The sequence below is a fragment of the Janthinobacterium sp. EB271-G4-3-2 genome (assembly GCF_020858035.1).
In the GTDB taxonomy this organism is placed as follows: domain Bacteria; phylum Pseudomonadota; class Gammaproteobacteria; order Burkholderiales; family Burkholderiaceae_D; genus Janthinobacterium; species Janthinobacterium aestuarii.
In genome coordinates this window covers 196,999-216,346 of sequence record NZ_JACYMG010000005.1, presented here as the reverse complement: position 1 = coordinate 216,346, position 19,348 = coordinate 196,999, and the positions used below count along the sequence as shown (strand labels likewise).

The following is a 19,348-nucleotide window of genomic DNA, read 5'->3' as shown; positions in this document are numbered from 1 at the left end:
ATATAATTGCATTCTGGCTATACAAACAAATGACAAGGCATGTATCCACACCTGGGCACGATGCTACCCTGGAAACGCTGGCCAAGAGCCCTTAGATTTTGAAAATTATGAATGCAACACATTGGAGGGTTCAGGAACTACAGCATCACTCGGCCGATATTGTCTGGCTTGATGCCGAGGGAACTCGCCGTGCCTATGATTTAGTGCGCCTTCATGACTCGAAGACGCATCCAGGCCTGAACGTTGACACCGTTGACTCAATCGAGCGGCTCGCCTTCGGAGACGATGTTGCCGGCGCAAGCAACTGGTTACGTGCTCGTGCGCCGGGAATTCAGCAAGTCATCGTGGTATTTGGAGAAGACGAATGCTTCGTCTGCAGCAGTGTGTTCCTGGTCGAGAACTGGTCGGATATTTTTGTGCCGTCGCGTGACGACGCGATGATCTATTCGAAGGACACGCCGCTTATCCTGTTTTATTGCCATGAGAATGAATTCGAGCTGGGGCAGCGGATTATCTTTGATTGAACGGCCATAAGCCGTCATTGAAAGGAAAAAAATGAAAAACACGGATGGAAAGTTACGAGGTTCATGCCATTGTGGATCTGTAAGATTTCAAGTTCGACTTAGCGACGGACTCAAGACAGCACGGCGCTGCAACTGCTCCTATTGCCGCATGCGCGGCGCGATAGCGGTTTCTGCGGCGCTTCAGGATATAGAGATCACGTCTGGAGACGAATTGCTCACGCTCTATCAGTTTCACACCATGCAAGCGAAGCACTATTTCTGCTCAAAATGCGGGATATACACACATCACCAACGCCGGTCAAAACCCGATCAATTCGGGATCAATGTGGCCTGCCTGGAAGGAATCAGTCCGTTTGACTTTGAAGAGGTAGCGGTAAACGAAGGCCGACTCCATCCAAAAGACAAAAGTGCTGGAGGCGGACCTGACATCGCTGGATACCTGCGATTTTTTCCCAATACCGACCATTAAATGAATTTGATCGTTGAGCTACCTCAATAAGCTCTGCAAAGCGAAACCCGCTGACGACGGCAACCCAAGCGGCCACGTGCTCCCGCATGGGCCAACCCCACCACCAAAGAAAAACCCCGGCGTACCGGGGCAATCAAAAAGTTTAAGCGCGAGCACTGCGGCCCGGCAGCGCCACCCGCCGGCTGGCGGCAGCTGTTGCCGGGGCCGGCAAGCCGCCCGCCAGTTTCAACGCCTTCCCTTGGGCATCGCCACGCAGGCGGAACACGGCCACCACATCGACCAGCTCGACGGCGCGGTCTTGCAGCGACGATGCGGCCGCCGCCGCCTCTTCCACCAGGGCCGCGTTTTGCTGGGTGACCTGGTCCATTTGCGAAATGGCCTGGTTCACTTGCTCGATGCCGGCGCTTTGTTCGTGGCTGGCGTTGGCGATGTCGCCCATGATGTCCGTCACGCGCAAGATGCTGGCGACGATTTCTTCCATCGTCGCGCCCGCCTGGTCGACCAGCGCGCTGCCCGTGTTGACTTTATCGACGGAATCCTCGATCAAGCCTTTGATTTCCTTGGCGGCAGCCGCCGAGCGCTGCGCCAGGTTGCGCACTTCGGTGGCCACCACGGCGAAGCCACGGCCCTGCTCGCCCGCGCGGGCCGCTTCCACGGCAGCATTGAGCGCCAAAATATTGGTTTGGAAGGCAATGCCGTCGATCACGCCGATAATGTCGGCGATCTTCTTCGCCGATTCGTTGATCGAGCCCATCGTGCCCACCACTTGCGCCACCACGGCGCCGCCCTTGCGGGCCACGTCCGAGGCGGACACGGCCAGCGAGTTCGCCTGGCGCGCATTGTCCGTATTCTGGCGTACGGCCGAGGTCAGCTCTTCCAGGCTCGACGCCGTTTCTTCCAGCGACGACGCCTGCTGCTCCGTGCGCACGGACAGGTCCGCGTTGCCGGCGGAAATCTGCGCGGCCGCCACGCTGACCGTATCGGCCGAGGCGCGCACGGTGGCGATCACGCCGACGATGCGCTCGAGGAACTTGTTGAAGGCCGTGGCCGTGCGGCCGACTTCATCCATGCGCTCGACGGGCATGGCGGCGGACAGGTCCAGCGAGGCGCTGACACGCTCCAGCGTGTGTTCGATATCGCCCAAGCCGCCGCTGATGGTGCGGTAGATATGCCAGGCCAGCGCGCCCGTCAGCAGCACGGCCACGCCCAGCACGGCCAGCATGGTGTTGAACGCCGTGTCGTAGGCGGCCAGACTTTCCGCTTTTACATCGTCGACCAGCTTGTTGTTGTAGGCGATATGGTCATCCATGCTCTTTTTCGCGGCGGCGGCCGTGATGGCCAGCGGCGTGCCGGCCAGCAAGGTGGCGCGCACGCCATCCATGTCGCCCGCGTAGGCGGCGGCAAAGAATGGCGCCAGCGCGCGGCGGTAGGCTTCCATGGCGGCCTGGTCGGCGTCGAGCATCTTGCTGTCCGTCGCGTCATACAGGCGCTCGGCGCGGTAGGTGGCGATGACCTTGTCGAAATTCGTGTTGGCGTCGGCCACGGCCTTGTCCAGCGCCGTCTTGTCGGCCAGGTTCGAGAACACGGACAGGCGGTAGCCGGCCAGGCGCGAATCGGCCAGGAAACCCTTGGCCGCATTCAAGCCCTGGATGCTGGGAATGATGCGGTTTTGCACGGTGTCGAAACGCTCCTGGGCGCGCTGCAGCTGGATGGCGCCGCCGGCGCCCAGCAATAGCAGGGCCAGCAAGGCGATGGTGAGGGTCAGAATTAATTGCTTGGTGATATTCATGGTGTGTCACAGTAAAAAAGGTGGCCTGGCAAGGCCAGGCGGGATAGGAGCTGCCGATCGGGTGGCCGGGATCGGTTGCTAGCGGCTAGGCCGCCAGCGGGGCGGCGTCAGGCAAGCGGCGCAGCAAGTCGCCATGCTGGCGGCAAAACGCCAGGCCCGCCTTGTGGCCCACGTCGAACAGCAACTGCATGTTCGAACTGGACCAGTCCAGGGTGTCGGGCCAGTGCTGCTCGGGAATGCCGCCCATCAAATCGAGCTTGAGCAAACGCCGCTTGGGCTGGCCCGTGCGCGCATCCGTGTTGTGCTCGAGCTCAAACAGGCGCAGCTCGCTCTTGGAAATTTTCACCAGCGGCGTGATGATGGAGCGCACCCAGGCGTCGTACAGGTTGCGCGGCTTGCGCAGCAAACGCTCGTCACCGAGGATGTCGAGAATGACCAGGGTATCGGCGTCATGGTGCTCGCCCTTGCCTTCGATAAACGGGTCGAAATTGAGCGTATCGAGGGCCGCGCCTTCGATGTAGTCGTCGCCGGCGATGGTCGTCGGCGCATACAGGAACGGGAACGACAGGGCCGCGCGCACGTGGATCGGTTCGATCTCGTGCTTGCCCCAGATTTGCATGCGGTGCTCGCTGAGGTTGTAGGCATTGATGTAGAAATCGGGGCGCATGCGCGCCACGCCCGAGAAATCCACGGCTTTTTCCAGGAAGGGCAAATGCGCGCACAGGCCCAGGCTTTTCGCCGACAGGTCCGATGGCGACAGCGACGACACCATCAGCTTGCCCCAGTCGGACCAGGCCGTGGGCACGCCCGCAAACGTTTGCTGGAAGGCCTGAAAAAAAGGATTGTTGGCTGGCGGCTGGAAGGCATCGCGGAAAGTGCTTGCATGCATGCCCGGCTTCTGGAAGACCTTGTAGTTGATCGGGATCATCTTGTAGATGCTGTCGGCCACGCCCGTGTCGGCCCAGCTTTGCAAGGCCTGGCGCGGCGTGGCCTCGTGCGGCGTCGTGTAAAGCAAACCCATCAACACCCCGGCGCCCGAGGCGGAAATGACGTCGAACTCGATGCCCTCGTCGAGAAAAGCGGCCAGGGCACCGGCGATCAGGGTGGAATTTGGTGCGCCGCCACCAAGCAGCAGCCCCGTTTTGCGGACCGGTTTCGCTGTCGTAGCTGGCGCCGGATCCGGCGTCGTCGTCGTGACTGTCTTCATGCACACTCCCTGAACGGAACGGGGTTACCATCCCTTAATTGTTGGTTACCACACGCTTATGGCGCCTAATTCTGCACAGGTCCCCGCCAGCGACCAGCCGATGCAACGTTGCAGAAACAGATATTAAATTAACATAAATAAATTCCTTATGGCAATTTCCATAACGAATGATGGGTATTCAGAAAGGGTATAAGTTGATGCCGTGCGGCATAGCTTGATGCGGTGCAGCAAATATAAATTCGATGGCGTTAGGATTAATCGCTTTTGGGTAGGAATATTCCCCAAGCAGCCGCCAGGGCGGCGGCCAGGGACATCAAGGGAGTGGCGCGGGGCCAGGAGGGAGCGAAGAGAAATGCAGGTGGGTACACAAATGGTCAACAAAGACGCGAATCTTCGGCGACAGGTGGCGGCTTGATGGCCACAGCACCCAGAACTTGCTCGAATGCAGCAAGTAGCTGGCCAGCACGGCTTGCAGTTCGCCGCGCGCGATGGCGTCTCGCACGATAAAGTCAGGTAAATAGGCAAGGCCCACGCCCTGCGTGGCGGCGCCGATCAAGGCTTCGATATTGTTGCAGGTCAAGGCGGTCGGCAAGCGCAACTCGCCGCCGCTGTCGCCCTCGGCGCGCCGCAGCGCCCATTCCTGCAGCTTGCCCGTGGTGGGAAATTTATAGCGTACGCAGGCGTGCCCTTCCAGCGCGCGCGGCGTGGCCGGCACGCCATGGCGGGTGAAATACGCGGGAGAACCGACGATGGCAAAGGCAAACGGCCCCAGCTCGCGCGCCATCAGCCGCGAATCGGTGAGCGTTCCGCTGCGCACGGCCACGTCGACGCCTTCTGCCACCACGTCGACGAGGCGGTCGTTGAAATCGAGGTCGAGCTCGATCTCCGGGTATTGGCGCGTAAAGTCGGCCAGCAGGGGCAGGATGATGCGGTAGCCGATCACGGGCAGGCTGACGCGCAGCTTGCCGCGCGGCGCCTCGGCCAGGTGCGACAGTTCCGCCTCGGCATCGCCGAGGTCGGCCAGGATGCGCTGGCAGCGCTCGTAAAACAGCGCGCCCTCGTTGCTCAGGCTGATGCGTCGCGTGCTGCGGTTGAGCAGGCGCACGCCCAGCTTTTCTTCCAGCCGCGCCACGCTTTTGCCCACGGCCGAAGCCGACACGCCGAGCAGCCGTCCGGCCGCCACGTAACTGGAAGTTTCCGCCGCGCGCACGAAGGCGGCAATGCCGTTCAAATTATCCATGCGACCTCGATTAGGGAATATTTATCCATTATGAGTGGATTTTCAGCCACTTTTTCATGGATTACATCCATATTATCATCGGATTCCCTCTTTCTGGAATCATTCCCATGGATACGAATCACCGCATGCAGCCTGCCTCCGCGTCCCGGCGCGCCTTCGTGCTGGCCGCCGTCTGCCTCGCTGCGCTGTGCATGCCGCTCAGTTTTACGGGACCGGCCATCGCCATTCCCGCCATCGCCGCCGACCTGCGCGGCACGCCGCTGGCGCTGGCATGGATCACGAACGCCTTCATGCTCAGCTTTGGCGGCTGCCTGATGGTGGCCGGCGCGCTGGCCGACCGCTATGGCCGCAAGCGCGTGTTCTTGCTGGGCATGGCCGTGTTTTCCGCCGCCGCGCTGGCCTTGGCGGCCGCGCCCGGCATTGTGTGGCTCGACGTGCTGCGCGCCGTCCAGGGCCTGGGTTGCGCCATGGCCCTGTCGAGCGGACTGGCGGCCCTGGCGCAGGAATTCGACGGCCCGGCCCGCGCGCGCGCCTTCAGCCTGATCGGCACGGCCTTCGGCGTGGGCCTGGCCTTCGGCCCCTTCCTCGCGGGCGCGCTCATCGCCCACACGGGCTGGCGCGCCATTTTTGCCGCCACGGCCGCGGCCGGCCTGGCCGCCCTGCTGGCCGCCGCGCGCGCCATGCGCGAAACGCGCGACCCGCAGGCGCAAGGCGTCGACTGGCCCGGCGCCCTGACGTTTACCGGTGCATTATCGCTATTTACCTATGGCTTGCTGCAGGCACCCGACAGCGGCTGGGCCAGCGCCGCCAGTCTGGCGCTGCTCGGTGGCGCGGCCTTGCTGCTGGCCGCGTTCATCCGCGTGGAGCGGCGCGCCGCGCGGCCCATGCTGGACTTGACCCTGTTCCGCCTGCCCGCCTTTGCCGGTGTGCAACTCTTGGCCGCCGCGCCCGCGTTTTCCTTTGTCGTGCTGCTGGTCTTGCTGCCGGCCCGCTTCATCGGTATCGAAGGCTACAGCGCGCTGGAGGCGGGACGCATGATGATCGCCCTGTCGGCGCCCATGCTGGTGCTGCCGGTCCTGGCCGGCCTGGCGGCGCAACGTATTGCCGCCGCGCACATCTGCGCCAGCGGCCTGCTGCTGGCGGCGGGCGGCTTGCTGTGGCTATCGACGTGTGCGCCGGGCCAACCGCCCGCTACCTTGATCGGGCCGCTGCTGCTGATCGGCTGCGGCATCAGCCTGCCATGGGGCTTGATGGATGGCCTGGCCATCAGCGTCGTGCCCGTCGAGCGGGCCGGCATGGCGGCCGGCATCTTTAACACGACGCGCGTGGCGGGCGAAGGCCTGGCGCTGGCCATCGTCAGCGCGCTGCTCGGTACGCTCACGATGGCGGCCTTGGGCAAGGTGCCCGGCCTCGCCACGGAGCAGGCGACGCTGGCGGCGCCCTTCCTGGCGCTGGGAGAGTTACGCCACGCAGGCGCTCTGTTGCCGCAGGCCGGCACCGGAGAACTGGCGCAAGCGTATGGCGCGGCCTTCCGCCACTTGCTGTATGTGCTTGCCAGCGTTACGACGGCCTCGGCCCTGCTGATACTGGCCTTCCTGCGTCCTCCGGCGACCGTAACAACGGACACGGCCGTCCTGCCCGCCTGCAAGGCGCGGCAATAATTCACGACCATCATTCCATCTGCCGTACACGGCGGCGCCCACGCGCCGCCCGCCCTCCCTGATGTTTCTCCGCAACATCCACAAAGTTTTCAAGAATAAAACTAGTTTACTGATCAAAGCGCTTTGAACTATACTCAAAGCGCTTTGAAAAATAACTAAAGCGCTTTGGTTGTGCAAAGTTATGCGCACCGATCCCACACCTATAAAAACACTGGAGACGCAATGAACAAACATTTCTTGAAAACTTTGCCTGCCGCCGTGGCGTTGGCCTTGAGCGCTTCGGCCGCCCAGGCCGCCCTGCCAATCGACTTCGGCGGCTATATCCGCTCGGGCCTCGGCACCAGCAGCGAAGGCGGCAAAGAAGCGTGTTTCGGCCTGGCTGGCGCCTCGTCCAAGTATCGTCTGGGCAATGAGTGCGAAACCTACGGCGAGCTGAAATTCGGCGGCGAAGCCTTCAAGGCAGCCAACGGCACCACCTTCCGCATCAATACCCTGGTGGCGTTCTCCGTCAACCAGAACCAGGACTGGGAACAATCGGACCCGGCGTGGCGCGAAATGAACGTGGTCGCCGACAAGATCGGCACGGGCGCCTTCGCCGAAGCGCGCGCCTGGGTCGGCAAACGCTACTACGACCGCCAGGACGTGCACATCACCGATTACTACTTCTGGAATAACAGCGGTCCTGGCGCCGGCCTGGAAAACATCGACCTGGGCGCGGCCAAGCTCGCCTACGCCATCGTGCGCACGGCCGACGATGGGGACAGCAAGCGCATGGGCCTGTCCCACGACTTGCGCTTCTCCGGCATCAAGGTCAACCCGGACGGCGAACTGACCTTGGGCCTGCAATTCAACCAGAAACGCAACGCGCAAGGCGCGGCGCCCATCGCCAGCGGCCACTTGCTGACCATCATGCATACGCAAGGCAATCTGCTGGGCGGCTTCAACAAGGTGGCATTGCAGTACGGCAAAGGCAGCGCTGCCAACACGGGCGGCTTCAGCCTGGGCGCGAGCAAGGATGACAAGGTCGTGCGTCTGACGGAACAGATCATGATCCAGCCCAAAGGAGCGTGGTCGGGCATGGGCACCTTCGTCTACGAAGACAAGGAAACGGCAGGCGTGAGCAGCAAGTGGACATCGATCGGCGCGCGTCCCGTCTACCACTTCACGGACAACTACAGCCTGGCCGTGGAACTGGGCCACGACATCGTCAAGCCGGAAGGCGGCGAGAGCCGCAACCTGACCAAGCTGACCTTCGCGCCGCAACTGTCGGCCGGCAACAGCTTCTGGTCGCGTCCCGTGCTGCGCGCCTTCTACACCTACGCCAAATGGAACAAGGCAGCCCAGTCGGCCGCCGCCGCCGAATCGGCGCTGTCGTCGACGGGCGTGTTCGGTGGCAAGACCAATGGCAGCTCGGTCGGTTTCCAGGTCGAGTCGTGGTGGTAAGAGCATCTGAAAAACGTCCATGGCGGCGTTGCACGGTCTTGCCCTGAACGTTTTATCAGACGCTCTTTATTGATCAGAGGTATCCAACACTGGCTGACGCCGCAAGGCGCCAGCCACTGGCAGCGACACCGCCCGCTCTCAAAGGGGTACGCAGTAACCGGACCCACCATTTCGCCGCTGCACGCGATGGCCGGCAGCTTCAATGTAGTGATTCAGCAGTATCCTCTTTTAGCGCGGGCGCCCCTGGGTTTGCCCGCGTATTTTTTTGGGCGCTGCCGCCGCTTGTCAGCCCCCTGATCATTCCGGCATTTATCAGATAAACTACCCGTCATCGCACCGCCCCCGACCCACCCTGGATAGACCCCGACTGCAGCATCCATGAACCTCAAAAATCTCGCCAAAACGCTAGGAATATCCGAAACCACCGTCAGCCGCGCCTTGAATGGCTATCCGGAAGTGAGCGAACGCACGCGCGAGCGGGTGCTGGCCGCCGCGCAGGCGGCCGGCTACCGCCCCAATCCCATGGCGCGCAGCCTGGCCGTGGGGCGCACGAATATCGTCGGCATCATCTACCCGCTGATGCCGAACGACTTGGCCGACCCCATGTTCATCGACATCGTGGGCGGCATGTCGGAAGCGCTGGAAGCGCAGCAGATGGACATGATGATCGCGCCCGCCTCGGCCACCAATGAATTCCACACGTATGAACGCATGGTCAAGGGCCGCCGCATCGACGGCCTGATCGTCGGGCGCACGAAACCGTTCGACGAGCGCATCGCCTACCTGGCGCAGCAGGGCATGCCGTTCGTCGCGCATGGCCGCACGCAGCTGAACCAGCCGCACGCCTGGTTCGATTACGATAACGAGGCCGGCATGCGCCTGGCCGTCGAGCGCCTGGCGCAGCTGGGCCACCAGCGCATCGGCCTGATCAGCGCCACGCCGGACCTGAACTTCGTGCGCCAGCGCGTCGAGAGTTTCCAGCACGCCATGCAGGCGGGCGGCCTGGCCGTCGACCCGGACAACCTGGTCGACAACGCCCACGACCGCCGCGCCGGCTACCAGGCCATGCAGCGCCTGCTGGCCCGCTCGCCACGCCCTACCGCCGTCATCGTCGACAATCACATGTCGGGCGTGGGCGCCGTGCGCGCGCTGCTCGACGCGGGCATCGCCATCGGCAGCGAGATGTCGCTGATCGTCTGGGGCGTAATGGAAGATTCCCTGGCCGGCCACAACGTCACCACCGTCGTCCAGCCCGACCCGCGCGGCGCCGGCGCGAAGATGATCCACATGCTGCTGGCCCTGATGGAAGGCACGCCCGTCACCGACCTGCAGGAACTGTGGCCGTGCGAACTGTTGCCGGGCGAGTCGGCGGGACCGGTAATTAGGTAACTAAATATTGCATTGACCCGCAGCAGAAATCTGGGGTCAGTCACTGCGTGATCGGAATGCGCCCCAACGGGACGCATTCCCCCGGCGGGTCTGACCCCGGCTCTCCCGCCTTGTTGTCCTGAATCACCCTCATAAAAAAATCGTATGTCTGGCGCGTGTATCGCTTTACTTTTCAAAGCGCTTTGAACTATACTCATTTCATACCCAAAGCGCTTTGAATTTTAAAATAAGACGTTCGCCTACCAACCAGCAGCGCCGCCCTGATAGCCAACGCTACAGGCAACTTTTAAGAAATCATTCATGCCGACCATCCAGAACAATCTTGCCCACCTGCCCGCCGACTGGTGGCGCAGCGCCGTCATCTACCAGGTCTATCCACGCAGTTTCCTCGACAGCAATGGCGACGGCATCGGCGACTTGCCCGGCATTACCTCCAAGCTCGATTACATCGCCGCCCTGGGCGCCGACATCGTGTGGATCTCGCCCTTCTTCACGTCGCCGATGAAAGACTTCGGCTACGACGTGGCCGACTTCTGCGACGTCGACCCGATGTTTGGCACCCTGGCCGATTTCGACCGCCTGGTGGCGCGCGCCCATGAACTGGGCTTGAAAGTGATGATCGACCAGGTGCTGTCGCACTCGTCCGACGTCCACCCGTGGTTCGTGGAAAGCCGCTCCAGCCGCGACAATCCCAAGGCCGACTGGTATGTGTGGGCCGACCAGAAACCGGACGGCACGCCGCCGAACAACTGGCTGTCCGTGTTCGGCGGTTCCGCCTGGCAATGGGAACCGCGCCGCGGCCAGTACTACCTGCATGATTTCCTCGTCAGCCAGCCCGACCTGAATTTCCACAATCCGGCCGTGCAGCAAGCGCAGCTGGACAACCTGCGTTTCTGGCTCGAGCGCGGCGTCGACGGCTTCCGCTTCGATTCCTGCAACTTCCCGTACCACGACCAGTTGCTGCGCGACAATCCGCCTGCCGCGCAGCGCGACGCGAGCAGCGTATCGGCCATCAACCCCTACGGCATGCAGGCGCACGTGTACGACAAGACGCAACCGGAAAACATCGCCTACCTGCAGCGCGTGCGCGCCGTGCTCGACGAATACCAGGCCATCTCCATCGGCGAAGTGGGCGACGACAATGCGCTGGCCACCATGGCTGCCTACACGGGCGCCGACAAGCTGCACATGGCTTACAGTTTCAACTTGCTGACGGCGGAGTTTTCCGCCGCGCACATCCGCAAGCAAGTGGAAGAATTCGAAGCGCAAGTGGCCGACGGCTGGGCTTCCTGGTCCGTGGGCAACCACGACAGCGTACGCGTGATGACGCGCTGGGGCGGCGAAAACCCGTCGCCCTCGCTGGCCAAGGTCGTGCTGGCCGTGCAGGCCGCCTTGAAAGGCACGCCTTGCCTGTACCAGGGCGACGAACTGGCCCTGACGGAAGCGGACATTCCTTTCGAGGCGCTGCAAGACCCGTACGGCATCCCGTTCTGGCCCCAGTTCAAGGGCCGCGACGGCTGCCGCACGCCGATGCCATGGGTGGCCGAAGCGCCGCATGGCGGCTTCAGCACCACCACGCCGTGGTTGCCAGTGCCGCCCGAACATCTGGCGCGCGCCGCTGACGTCGAAGAACACGATAGCGGCTCGGCGCTGCGCTTTGCGCAAAACATCCTCGCCTGGCGCCGCACCCTGCCGCAATTGCTGCGCGGCGATATCGTCTTCTTCGATGCGCCGGAACCCGTGCTGGCCCTGCGCCGCGACTTGCCGGGCCAACCGTCCGTCCTGGCCGCCTTCAACCTGGGCACCGAGGCCGTCACCTTCGCCTGGCCAGACGCGGCACCCGCGGCCGACCTGGCCGGTCATGGCTTGCCAGGCAGTAAAGATGGCCAGCAGATCAGCCTGCCCCCGCATGGCGGCTGGTTCGGCACGCACGCTTAAACAGTACCCTTTGGCGGTCATGCCGCCAATTACAATAACGAGCCCCGCGCATCAGCGGGGCCAAATTGAGAGAACGAGGACGACATGGCTGGACTGAAGTTAACAGGCCTGAAGAAGGCATATGGCGACGTGCAAACCCTGCACGGCATCGACCTGGAGATCGCCGATGGCGAATTCATGGTCTTCGTGGGCCCGTCGGGTTGCGGCAAATCGACCTTGCTGCGCAGCATCTGCGGCCTGGAAGAAATCAGCGGCGGCGACTTATTCATCGGCAAGACACGCATGAACGACGTGCCGCCCGCCAAACGCGGCATCGCCATGGTGTTCCAGAGCTACGCCCTGTACCCGCACATGAGCGTGGCGCAGAACATGGCCTTCGGCCTGAAACTGGCCGGCATGAGCAAGGTGCAAATCGCCGACGCCGTGCAGCGCGCCGCGCAAATCCTGCGCATCGAGCCTTTGCTGGAACGCAAACCGAAGGACTTGTCGGGCGGCCAGCGCCAGCGCGTGGCCATCGGCCGCGCCATCGTGCGCAAGCCCGACGTCTTCCTGTTCGACGAACCGCTGTCGAACCTGGACGCATCGCTGCGCGTGCAGATGCGCATCGAACTGGCGAATTTGCACCGCGAATTGCGCTCGACCATGATTTACGTCACGCATGACCAGGTCGAAGCGATGACCCTGGCCGACCGCATCGTCGTGCTCAACGCGGGCCGCATCGAGCAAGTGGGCGCGCCGCTCGAGCTGTACCACCACCCCGCCAACCTGTTCGTGGCCGGCTTCCTCGGTTCGCCCCGCATGAACTTCCTCAAGGGCAAGATCCACAGCTATGCCGACGGCGTGGCCACCATCGCCACCAACGCGGGCGGCATGCTGCAAGCCGTCTTGACGCAGCCATTGGCCAGCGGCACCCCCGTCACCGTCGGCGCGCGTCCCGAACACGTGCAGGCATGCGCGCCCGGCGCCACGGCCGCCATCACGGCCACCGTGCAGGCCGTCGAGAAACTCGGCGACATCAGCTATCTGTATGTGCAGGTACCGGGCGGCGACGAGCCGCTGGTGGTGCGCGCCGATGCGGAAACGGACTGGGCCATTGGCCAATCCGTGGCGCTGCAGGTGGCGCCGGCCCGCGTCCACGTGTTCGACGAGCACGGCCAGACCCGTACCTAATTCCGCATTTAAAGGGCCAGGCGCTACAGGCGCCGCCTGGCCTGGTTGTATCGTTTCAGCCTTGATACTCAACATAAACTTAGCATAAAAAAAGATACTGGAGATTGACATGTCCTTCACGCACCCGAAACGCAGCTTCATCAAAACCACCCTGATCGCCGCCGCCCTGGCCGGCATCGGCAACCTGGCCGCCGTCAGCATGGCGAACGCGGCCGAAGCAGGCACCCTGCTGATCTGGATCAATGGCGACAAGGGCTACAAAGGCCTGGCCAAGGTCGGCGAGGAATTCACCAAGAAGACGGGCATCAAGGTCGTCGTCGAGCATCCGGAAGATGCGCCGAACAAATTCCAGCAAGCGGCCGCCGCCGGCAAGGGTCCGGACATCTGGATCTGGCCGCATGACCGCATCGGCACCTGGATCGACGCCGGCTTGCTGCAACCATTGACGCCAAGCAAGGAAGCGCGCGCCGCCATTCTGCCGCTGGCCTGGAACGCCTTTACGGTGAGCGGCAAGACCTGGGGCTACCCGATCTCCATCGAAGCCGTCGCCCTCGTCTACAACAAGGACCTGGTGCCGACGCCGCCAAAAACCTTCGAGGAAATCGCCGCGCTGGACAAGAAATTGTCCGCTCAGGGCAAGAAAGCCATCCTGTGGGATTACACGAATACCTATTTCACGTGGCCATTGCTGGGCGCGGGCGGCGGCTTCCCGTTTGAAGTCAAGTCCGACGGCCGCTACGATGCAGCGAAAACCGGCGTGAACAATGCCGGTTCGCAAGCGGGCGTGAATGCGCTGATGACCCTGATCAACAGCGGCGCCATGCCGAAGGGCGCCGGCTATGCCGAGATGGAAGCGGGCTTCAACCAGGGCAAGATCGCCATGATGATCAACGGCCCATGGTCGTGGGACAATGCGCGCAAGTCGAAGATCAATTTCGGCGTGGCAACGATCCCTACCGTGGCTGGCAAGACGGCCACGCCATTCGTGGGCGTGCTGGGCGCCATGATCTCGAAAGCCAGCCCGAACAAGGACCTGGCCACGGAATTCCTGGAAAACCAGATGCTGCAGCTCAATGGCCTGAAAACCATCAACGCCGACGTCCCGCTGGGCACGCCGGCGAACAAGGTGCTGTTCGCGGAACTGAAAGCCAATCCGAACATCCAGGCGACGATGGAAAGCGCGCAAGCGGGCCGCCCGATGCCGAACAACCCGGAAATGGGCCGCTTCTGGTCGTCGATGCAATCGGCGCTGGAAAACATCACGCAAGGCCGCCAGACGACCAAGGATGGCCTGGATGCGGCGGCGAAGCGGATTACGACGGCCAATTAAGTAGCTTTAGGTAGGTCGGATTAGCGCTTGCGCGTAATCCGACATATGCAGCCAACAATGTTGTCGGATTACGGTCCTTCGGACCTAATCCGACCTACGCCACCACGCGTGACATCCAGCATCCATCTTCACAGGTATCCCATCGTGCGCAAGTTTATCGGCCCTACGGTATTGACCATCAGCATGGCGCTGGGTCTGTATCTGCTCTTCATGTTGTACATTTCCGGCCAGACCATGCTGGCCGCCGTTTTCCTCGGCTTGCTGACCCTGACGACGTTCGTCTTCACGTCGCCGCGCGCCTATGCCTACCGTTATCTGTTTCCCGGCATCACGGCGGTCATCGTCTTCGTGCTGCTGCCGATGGTGTACACGGTGTCGATCGGCTTTACCAATTTCAGTTCGCGCAACCTGCTCACCTATGAACGGGCCACGCAATATTTGCTGGACGAAACACAGCGGGTGGAAAGCGCCGGCTATGCGATGACCGTGCATGCTGACAACAAGGAATACCGCTTGCGCCTGGAAAGCCCGGACACGGGCGAAGTGCTGCTGACGCCGCCGCTGGCCCTGAAGCGCGCCGTGCCCCTGAACGTGGAGGCGGCGCCGATCGATCCCGTGCAGGCGCCCGTGCTGGCCGCGCCGCTGGGCATCAAGGACATCATCGCCCTGCAAAAGGATTTGAAGCTGCTCACCCTCGTGCTGCCGAACAAGATCGAGCTGCGCATGGTGGGCTTGCGCGAATTCGGTCCCGTCGCGCACGTCTACAAGCAACTGCCGGACAAGACCTTGAAGAAGATCGCCACGGGCGAACTGGTGACGCCGAACTTCAAGACGGGCTTTTATGAAATGCCGGACGGCACGAAACTGGAACCGGGCTTCAAGGTCAACGTCGGCTTCGCCAACTTCGTCAAGATTTTCTCCGATGAAGCGTTCCGCGGCCCCTTCCTGCGCATTTTCGTGTGGACCATCGTCTTCGCCCTGATCAGCGTGGCCACGACGACGGGCCTGGGCATGGTGCTGGCCGTGCTGTTGAACTGGGATGCGCTGCGCTTCCGCGGCCTGTACCGCACCCTGCTGTTCCTGCCGTACGCCGTACCGGGCTTCATTTCCATCCTCGTCTTCAAGGGCTTGTTCAACAACAACTTTGGCGAGATCAACCTCGTGCTCGACGCCCTGTTCGGCATCAAGCCCGCCTGGTTCTCGGACACCACCCTGGCCAAGGCCATGATTTTGATCGTGAATACCTGGCTCGGCTACCCCTACATGATGGTGGTGTGCATGGGCTTGATCAAGGCGATCCCGTCGGACCTGTACGAAGCGTCGGCCCTGGCCGGCGCGGGACCGCTGACGAATTTCTTCAAGATCACCCTGCCCCTGATCATCAAGCCGCTCACGCCGCTGATGGTGGCCAGCCTCGGTTTCAACTTCAACAATTTCGTGCTGATCAGCTTGCTGACGGGCGGGCGTCCCGATTTCCTCGACACCACCTTACCGGCCGGCACAACGGACTTGCTCGTGTCCTACACCTACCGCATCGCGTTCGAGGATTCCGGCCAGAACTTTGGCCTGGCCGCCGCCATCTCGACCCTGATCTTCTTCCTCGTGGCCGCGATTTCGCTGGTCAACATGCGCCTGACGCGCATGAACAAAGCATAAAGGACAGCATATGGCTATCGTTGTCGACCGTTCCAACCGCTGGCGCATCCTGGCGGCCCACGTCGCCGTGATCGCGCTGATCGCGCTGGTGATGTTTCCCTTCCTGATGATCCTGTCGATCTCCCTGCGGCCCGGCAATTTCGCCTCGGGCAGTCTGATACCGCCCGAGATCAGCTTCGAACACTGGCGATTGGCGCTGGGCATGTCCTACCAGGCGCCGAATGGCGCCCTCGTCGAACCGGATTTCCCTGTGCTGCTGTGGCTGTGGAATTCCATCAAGGTGGCCAGCATGAGCGCGACCGTCACCGTGCTGCTGTCGACCACGTGCGCGTACGCGTTCGCGCGCATGCAGTTCCGCTTCAAGTCGCAGACCCTGTCCGCGCTGATGCTGCTGCAGATGTTCCCCGCCGTGCTGGCCCTGGTGGCCATCTACGCCATCTTCGACGTGCTGGGCAGCTACGTGCCATGGCTGGGCATCGACCACCATGGCAGCCTGGTGCTGGCTTATACGGGCGGCATCGCCCTGCATATCTGGACCATCAAGGGCTACTATCAAACCATCCCCATCGAGATCGAGGAAGCGGCCAAGGTCGACGGCGCCACGCAGTGGCAGGCCTTCGTCTACGTGCTGCTGCCGATGACGGTGCCCATCCTGATGGTGGTGTTTTTGTTGTCGTTCATCGGCGCCATCATCGAGTACCCGATCGCCTCCGTGCTGCTGCATGAACAGAACAACCTGACCCTGGCCGTCGGCTCCAAGCTGTTCCTGTACGAGCAAAAATATCTGTGGGGCGACTTCGCCGCGGCCGCCATCCTGTCCGGCCTGCCCATCACGGCCGTGTTCCTGCTGGCGCAAAAATGGATGATCTCCGGCCTGACGGCTGGCGGCGTGAAGGGCTGACCATGCGGCGCACCCTGACTACGCTGGCCGCCCTGCTGTTGTGCGCTTCGGCGCAGGCAGGGAGCTTTGCCGAGAATCCGATTGTCTATTTCACCGTGACGGACCGTTTCGCCAACGGCAATCCCGGCAACGACCACAGTTATGGCCGCGCCGCCGACCCGCAAGGCGGCGGCGTCGGCAGCTTCCACGGCGGCGACCTCGCCGGCATCACGCAGCAGCTGAAAGCCGGCTACTTCAAGGAACTGGGCGTCAACGCGCTGTGGATCACGGCGCCGTACGAACAGATACACGGCTGGGTGGTGGGCGGCAAGCAGCAGTTCCAGCACTACGCCTACCACGGCTACTGGGCGCTCGACTACACCACCATGGACGCCAACATGGGCACGCGCGAGGAATTGCGCGAGATGATGGACACGGCCCACGCGCAAGGCATCCGCGTGCTGTTCGACGTGGTGCTGAACCACCCCGGCTATGCGGACTTGCGCACCCTGTCCGAATACAAGGTGCCCGTGCTGTGGCCCGGCCATGAAAAGGCCGTGCTGCGCGACTATCACAGCTTCATCGACTACAACAACTTCGAATTCAAGCAGTGGTGGGGCCCGGACTGGGTGCGCGCGGGCTTGCCCGGTTACCCGGACGGCGGCAAGGATGATTTCACCATGCAGCTGGCCTACCTGCCCGACTTCCGCACGGAGAGCGGCAAGGCCGTGGGCTTGCCTCCCATCCTGCAACGTAAAAGCGACACACGCGCCGTCGCCCTGCCCGACACCACCGTGCGCGGCTACCTGGTGCACTGGCTGGCCGATTGGGTGCGCGAATTCGGCGTCGACGGTTTCAGGGCCGACACCGTCAAGCACGTGGAGCCGGCCAGCTGGCTGGCCCTGCGCGCGGCGGCCGCCGACGCACTGAAAGACTGGAAGGCGCGCCACCCACGGCAAAAAATCGACGACGCACCGTTCTGGATGACGGGCGAAGCGTGGGGGCATGGCCCCGAGCGCAGCAGCTGGCATGACGCGGGATTCGACTCGATGATCAATTTCGATTTCCAGAATCGCGCGGGCGGCGACTGGAAAAGCATCGATGGCGTGTACCGCCAGTACGCGGGCTTGCTGAACAAAGCCTCGGGTCCCCGCTACGACATCCTGTCGTACATCTCGTCGCACGACACCAGCCTGTTCCCGCGCGACCGGCTGAAACATGGCTTGTCCGCCCTGCTGCTGGCACCGGGCGGGGTGCAGCTGTTCTATGGCGATGAAAGCGCGCGCCAGCCCGGCGCGGCGCCCATCGGCGACGAACAGCAGGCGACGCGGTCAAGCATGAACTGGCCGTCGCTGGATGCGGCCACCCTCGCGCATGCGCGCAAGCTGGGCCAGTTCCGGCTTCGCCACACTGCCCTGGCGCGCGGCGAACACCGGTTCATCAACGACAAGCCGTATGCGTTCGCCCGCGTGATGGATGGTGACGCCATCATCGCCGTGCCTGAAGCGCAAGGCGCGCTCGAACTGAAGGTGCACGGCGTGTTCACCGATGGCACCAAGCTGCGCGACGCCTACACGAATCAAACCTATTTGGTAAAAAATGGTGCCGTCGCCGTGAACGCGGCCGGCACCGTCCTGTTAGAGAAGGCAGCACCATGAGCAGCTATGACATTTTAGTGGTCGGCGGCGCCGGCATCGACACCATCGTGCGCGTCCCCGACCTGCAATTGCCCGTCGCCGACTCCGTCCACGTGCCGCCCATCCGCGATTACGTGGCGCACACGGGCAATGGCGTGGCGCTCGGTTGCCATGCGCTGGGCTTGCGCTGCAAGTTCATCGACTTCATCGGCGACGATGCGCAAGGCGCGGCCATCCTGCAGCGTTACAAGGAAGCCAAACTCGATTTCTCGCACATCGTCGAGCCTTCCGGCACGCGGCGCAGCGTCAACCTGGTCGACCCGCAAGGCCGCCGGCTGTCGCTGTACGACGGCCGCCATCCGGAAGACGTGCGCATGCCGGCCGCTTTTTATCTGCCCTACCTGGGCCCGGCGCGCCACGCGCACTTTTCCATCATGGGCTGGGTGGCCGAACTGTTTGACGATGCGCAGGTATGCGGCACGACGGTGTCGACCGACCTGCACGACTGGGATGGCGTCAACCCGCACCACAAGGTCTTTGCGCTGCGCGCCGACCTGGTCTTCCTCAGCACGGCGGCGCTGGGCGAGCGCCGGGACGACGTCATGCGCGCAATTGTTTCGGAAGGCCGCGCACAAGCCGTGATCGCCATGGCGGGCGCGCACGGCGCCTACCTGCTGCAGCGCACCAGCGGCGAAGTGCGCCACTATCCGACGGCGGTATTGACGCTGCCCGTGGTCGACACGAATGGCGCGGGCGACTCGTTTGTCGCCGCCTTCCTGCACGCCTGGCTCGATGGTGCGGGCATCGACACCGCCATGCGCCGCGGCGCCATCGGCGGCGCGTTTGCCTGCGCGCAGAACGGTACGCATGAACGTTTCATCGGGCTGGCAGAGCTGGATGACTTATATCAAGTCCGCACTAGCTTATGACTTAATATTCTATCAAGCGTAGCAACGCGCCAAGGGGCGCATGGCACAATGGCTGCGAATTTCAAACGCTACACCATCGCAGACCA

At 62.8% G+C, this 19,348-nt stretch carries 15 protein-coding genes; 12 read left to right on the top strand and 3 right to left on the bottom strand.

The features are described from left to right. Positions 1-107 precede the first annotated feature (107 nt). Both IGS55_RS13155 and IGS55_RS13150 read left to right on the top strand, forming a co-directional pair. Positions 108-524, top strand: a complete 417-nt coding sequence (locus tag IGS55_RS13155) for a hypothetical protein (protein ID WP_230517478.1) — start codon at positions 108-110, stop codon at positions 522-524. Between the two features lie 31 nt (positions 525-555). Next, positions 556-993, top strand: coding sequence for a GFA family protein (locus IGS55_RS13150; protein WP_230517477.1), 438 nt, complete (start codon positions 556-558; stop codon positions 991-993). A gap of 142 nt (positions 994-1,135) precedes the next feature. On the opposite strand, the gene IGS55_RS13145 is transcribed toward IGS55_RS13150, so the two are convergent. The 3 genes from IGS55_RS13145 to IGS55_RS13135 all read right to left on the bottom strand — a co-directional run bounded on the left by IGS55_RS13145 (position 1,136) and on the right by IGS55_RS13135 (position 5,229). Continuing rightward, complete coding sequence (locus tag IGS55_RS13145) at positions 1,136-2,782, bottom strand: methyl-accepting chemotaxis protein (protein WP_230517476.1); 1,647 nt, start codon at positions 2,780-2,782, stop codon at positions 1,136-1,138. An 85-nt stretch (positions 2,783-2,867) separates the two neighbouring features. Next, positions 2,868-3,989, bottom strand: coding sequence for a patatin-like phospholipase family protein (locus tag IGS55_RS13140; RefSeq protein WP_230517475.1), 1,122 nt, complete (start codon positions 3,987-3,989; stop codon positions 2,868-2,870). A gap of 313 nt (positions 3,990-4,302) precedes the next feature. Continuing rightward, the gene (locus tag IGS55_RS13135; protein WP_230517474.1) at positions 4,303-5,229 is read right to left on the bottom strand and encodes a LysR family transcriptional regulator; all 927 of its coding nucleotides are present in this window, start codon (positions 5,227-5,229) and stop codon (positions 4,303-4,305) included. 107 nt (positions 5,230-5,336) lie between these two features. On the opposite strand from IGS55_RS13135, the gene IGS55_RS13130 reads away from it, so the two are divergent. The 10 genes from IGS55_RS13130 to IGS55_RS13085 all read left to right on the top strand — a co-directional run bounded on the left by IGS55_RS13130 (position 5,337) and on the right by IGS55_RS13085 (position 19,262). Continuing rightward, the gene (locus IGS55_RS13130; protein ID WP_230517473.1) at positions 5,337-6,890 is read left to right on the top strand and encodes an MFS transporter; all 1,554 of its coding nucleotides are present in this window, start codon (positions 5,337-5,339) and stop codon (positions 6,888-6,890) included. 222 nt (positions 6,891-7,112) lie between these two features. Further along, entirely contained in the window at positions 7,113-8,333 is a 1,221-nt protein-coding gene (locus IGS55_RS13125; protein WP_230517472.1) for a maltoporin, read from the top strand. 378 nt (positions 8,334-8,711) lie between these two features. After that, positions 8,712-9,722: a substrate-binding domain-containing protein gene (locus IGS55_RS13120; protein ID WP_230517471.1), complete on the top strand. Its 1,011-nt coding sequence runs from the start codon at positions 8,712-8,714 to the stop codon at positions 9,720-9,722. Positions 9,723-10,022: 300 nt separating this feature from the next. After that, positions 10,023-11,660 (top strand): alpha-amylase family glycosyl hydrolase, encoded by a 1,638-nt coding sequence (locus IGS55_RS13115; RefSeq protein ID WP_230517470.1) that lies wholly within the window; start codon positions 10,023-10,025, stop codon positions 11,658-11,660. 84 nt (positions 11,661-11,744) lie between these two features. Further along, positions 11,745-12,830, top strand: coding sequence for an ABC transporter ATP-binding protein (locus tag IGS55_RS13110; RefSeq protein WP_070259173.1), 1,086 nt, complete (start codon positions 11,745-11,747; stop codon positions 12,828-12,830). 109 nt (positions 12,831-12,939) lie between these two features. After that, positions 12,940-14,160 carry a maltose/maltodextrin ABC transporter substrate-binding protein MalE gene (malE, locus tag IGS55_RS13105; protein ID WP_051991836.1) on the top strand — a complete coding sequence of 407 codons (1,221 nt, stop codon included), beginning with the start codon at positions 12,940-12,942 and terminating at the stop codon, positions 14,158-14,160. Between the two features lie 144 nt (positions 14,161-14,304). Continuing rightward, the gene (gene malF / locus IGS55_RS13100; RefSeq protein ID WP_230517469.1) at positions 14,305-15,816 is read left to right on the top strand and encodes a maltose ABC transporter permease MalF; all 1,512 of its coding nucleotides are present in this window, start codon (positions 14,305-14,307) and stop codon (positions 15,814-15,816) included. A gap of 10 nt (positions 15,817-15,826) precedes the next feature. Beyond that, positions 15,827-16,717 carry a maltose ABC transporter permease MalG gene (gene malG / locus IGS55_RS13095; RefSeq protein WP_034757081.1) on the top strand — a complete coding sequence of 297 codons (891 nt, stop codon included), beginning with the start codon at positions 15,827-15,829 and terminating at the stop codon, positions 16,715-16,717. Next, on the top strand, positions 16,675-18,354 hold the full coding sequence (locus IGS55_RS13090; protein WP_230517468.1) for an alpha-amylase family glycosyl hydrolase: 1,680 nt from the start codon (positions 16,675-16,677) through the stop codon (positions 18,352-18,354). Before malG ends, IGS55_RS13090 begins: the two co-directional genes overlap by 43 nt. Then, the gene (locus IGS55_RS13085) at positions 18,351-19,262 is read left to right on the top strand and encodes a carbohydrate kinase family protein (RefSeq protein WP_230517467.1); all 912 of its coding nucleotides are present in this window, start codon (positions 18,351-18,353) and stop codon (positions 19,260-19,262) included. The genes IGS55_RS13090 and IGS55_RS13085 overlap by 4 nt, the downstream gene beginning before the upstream one ends. Positions 19,263-19,348 lie beyond the last annotated feature (86 nt).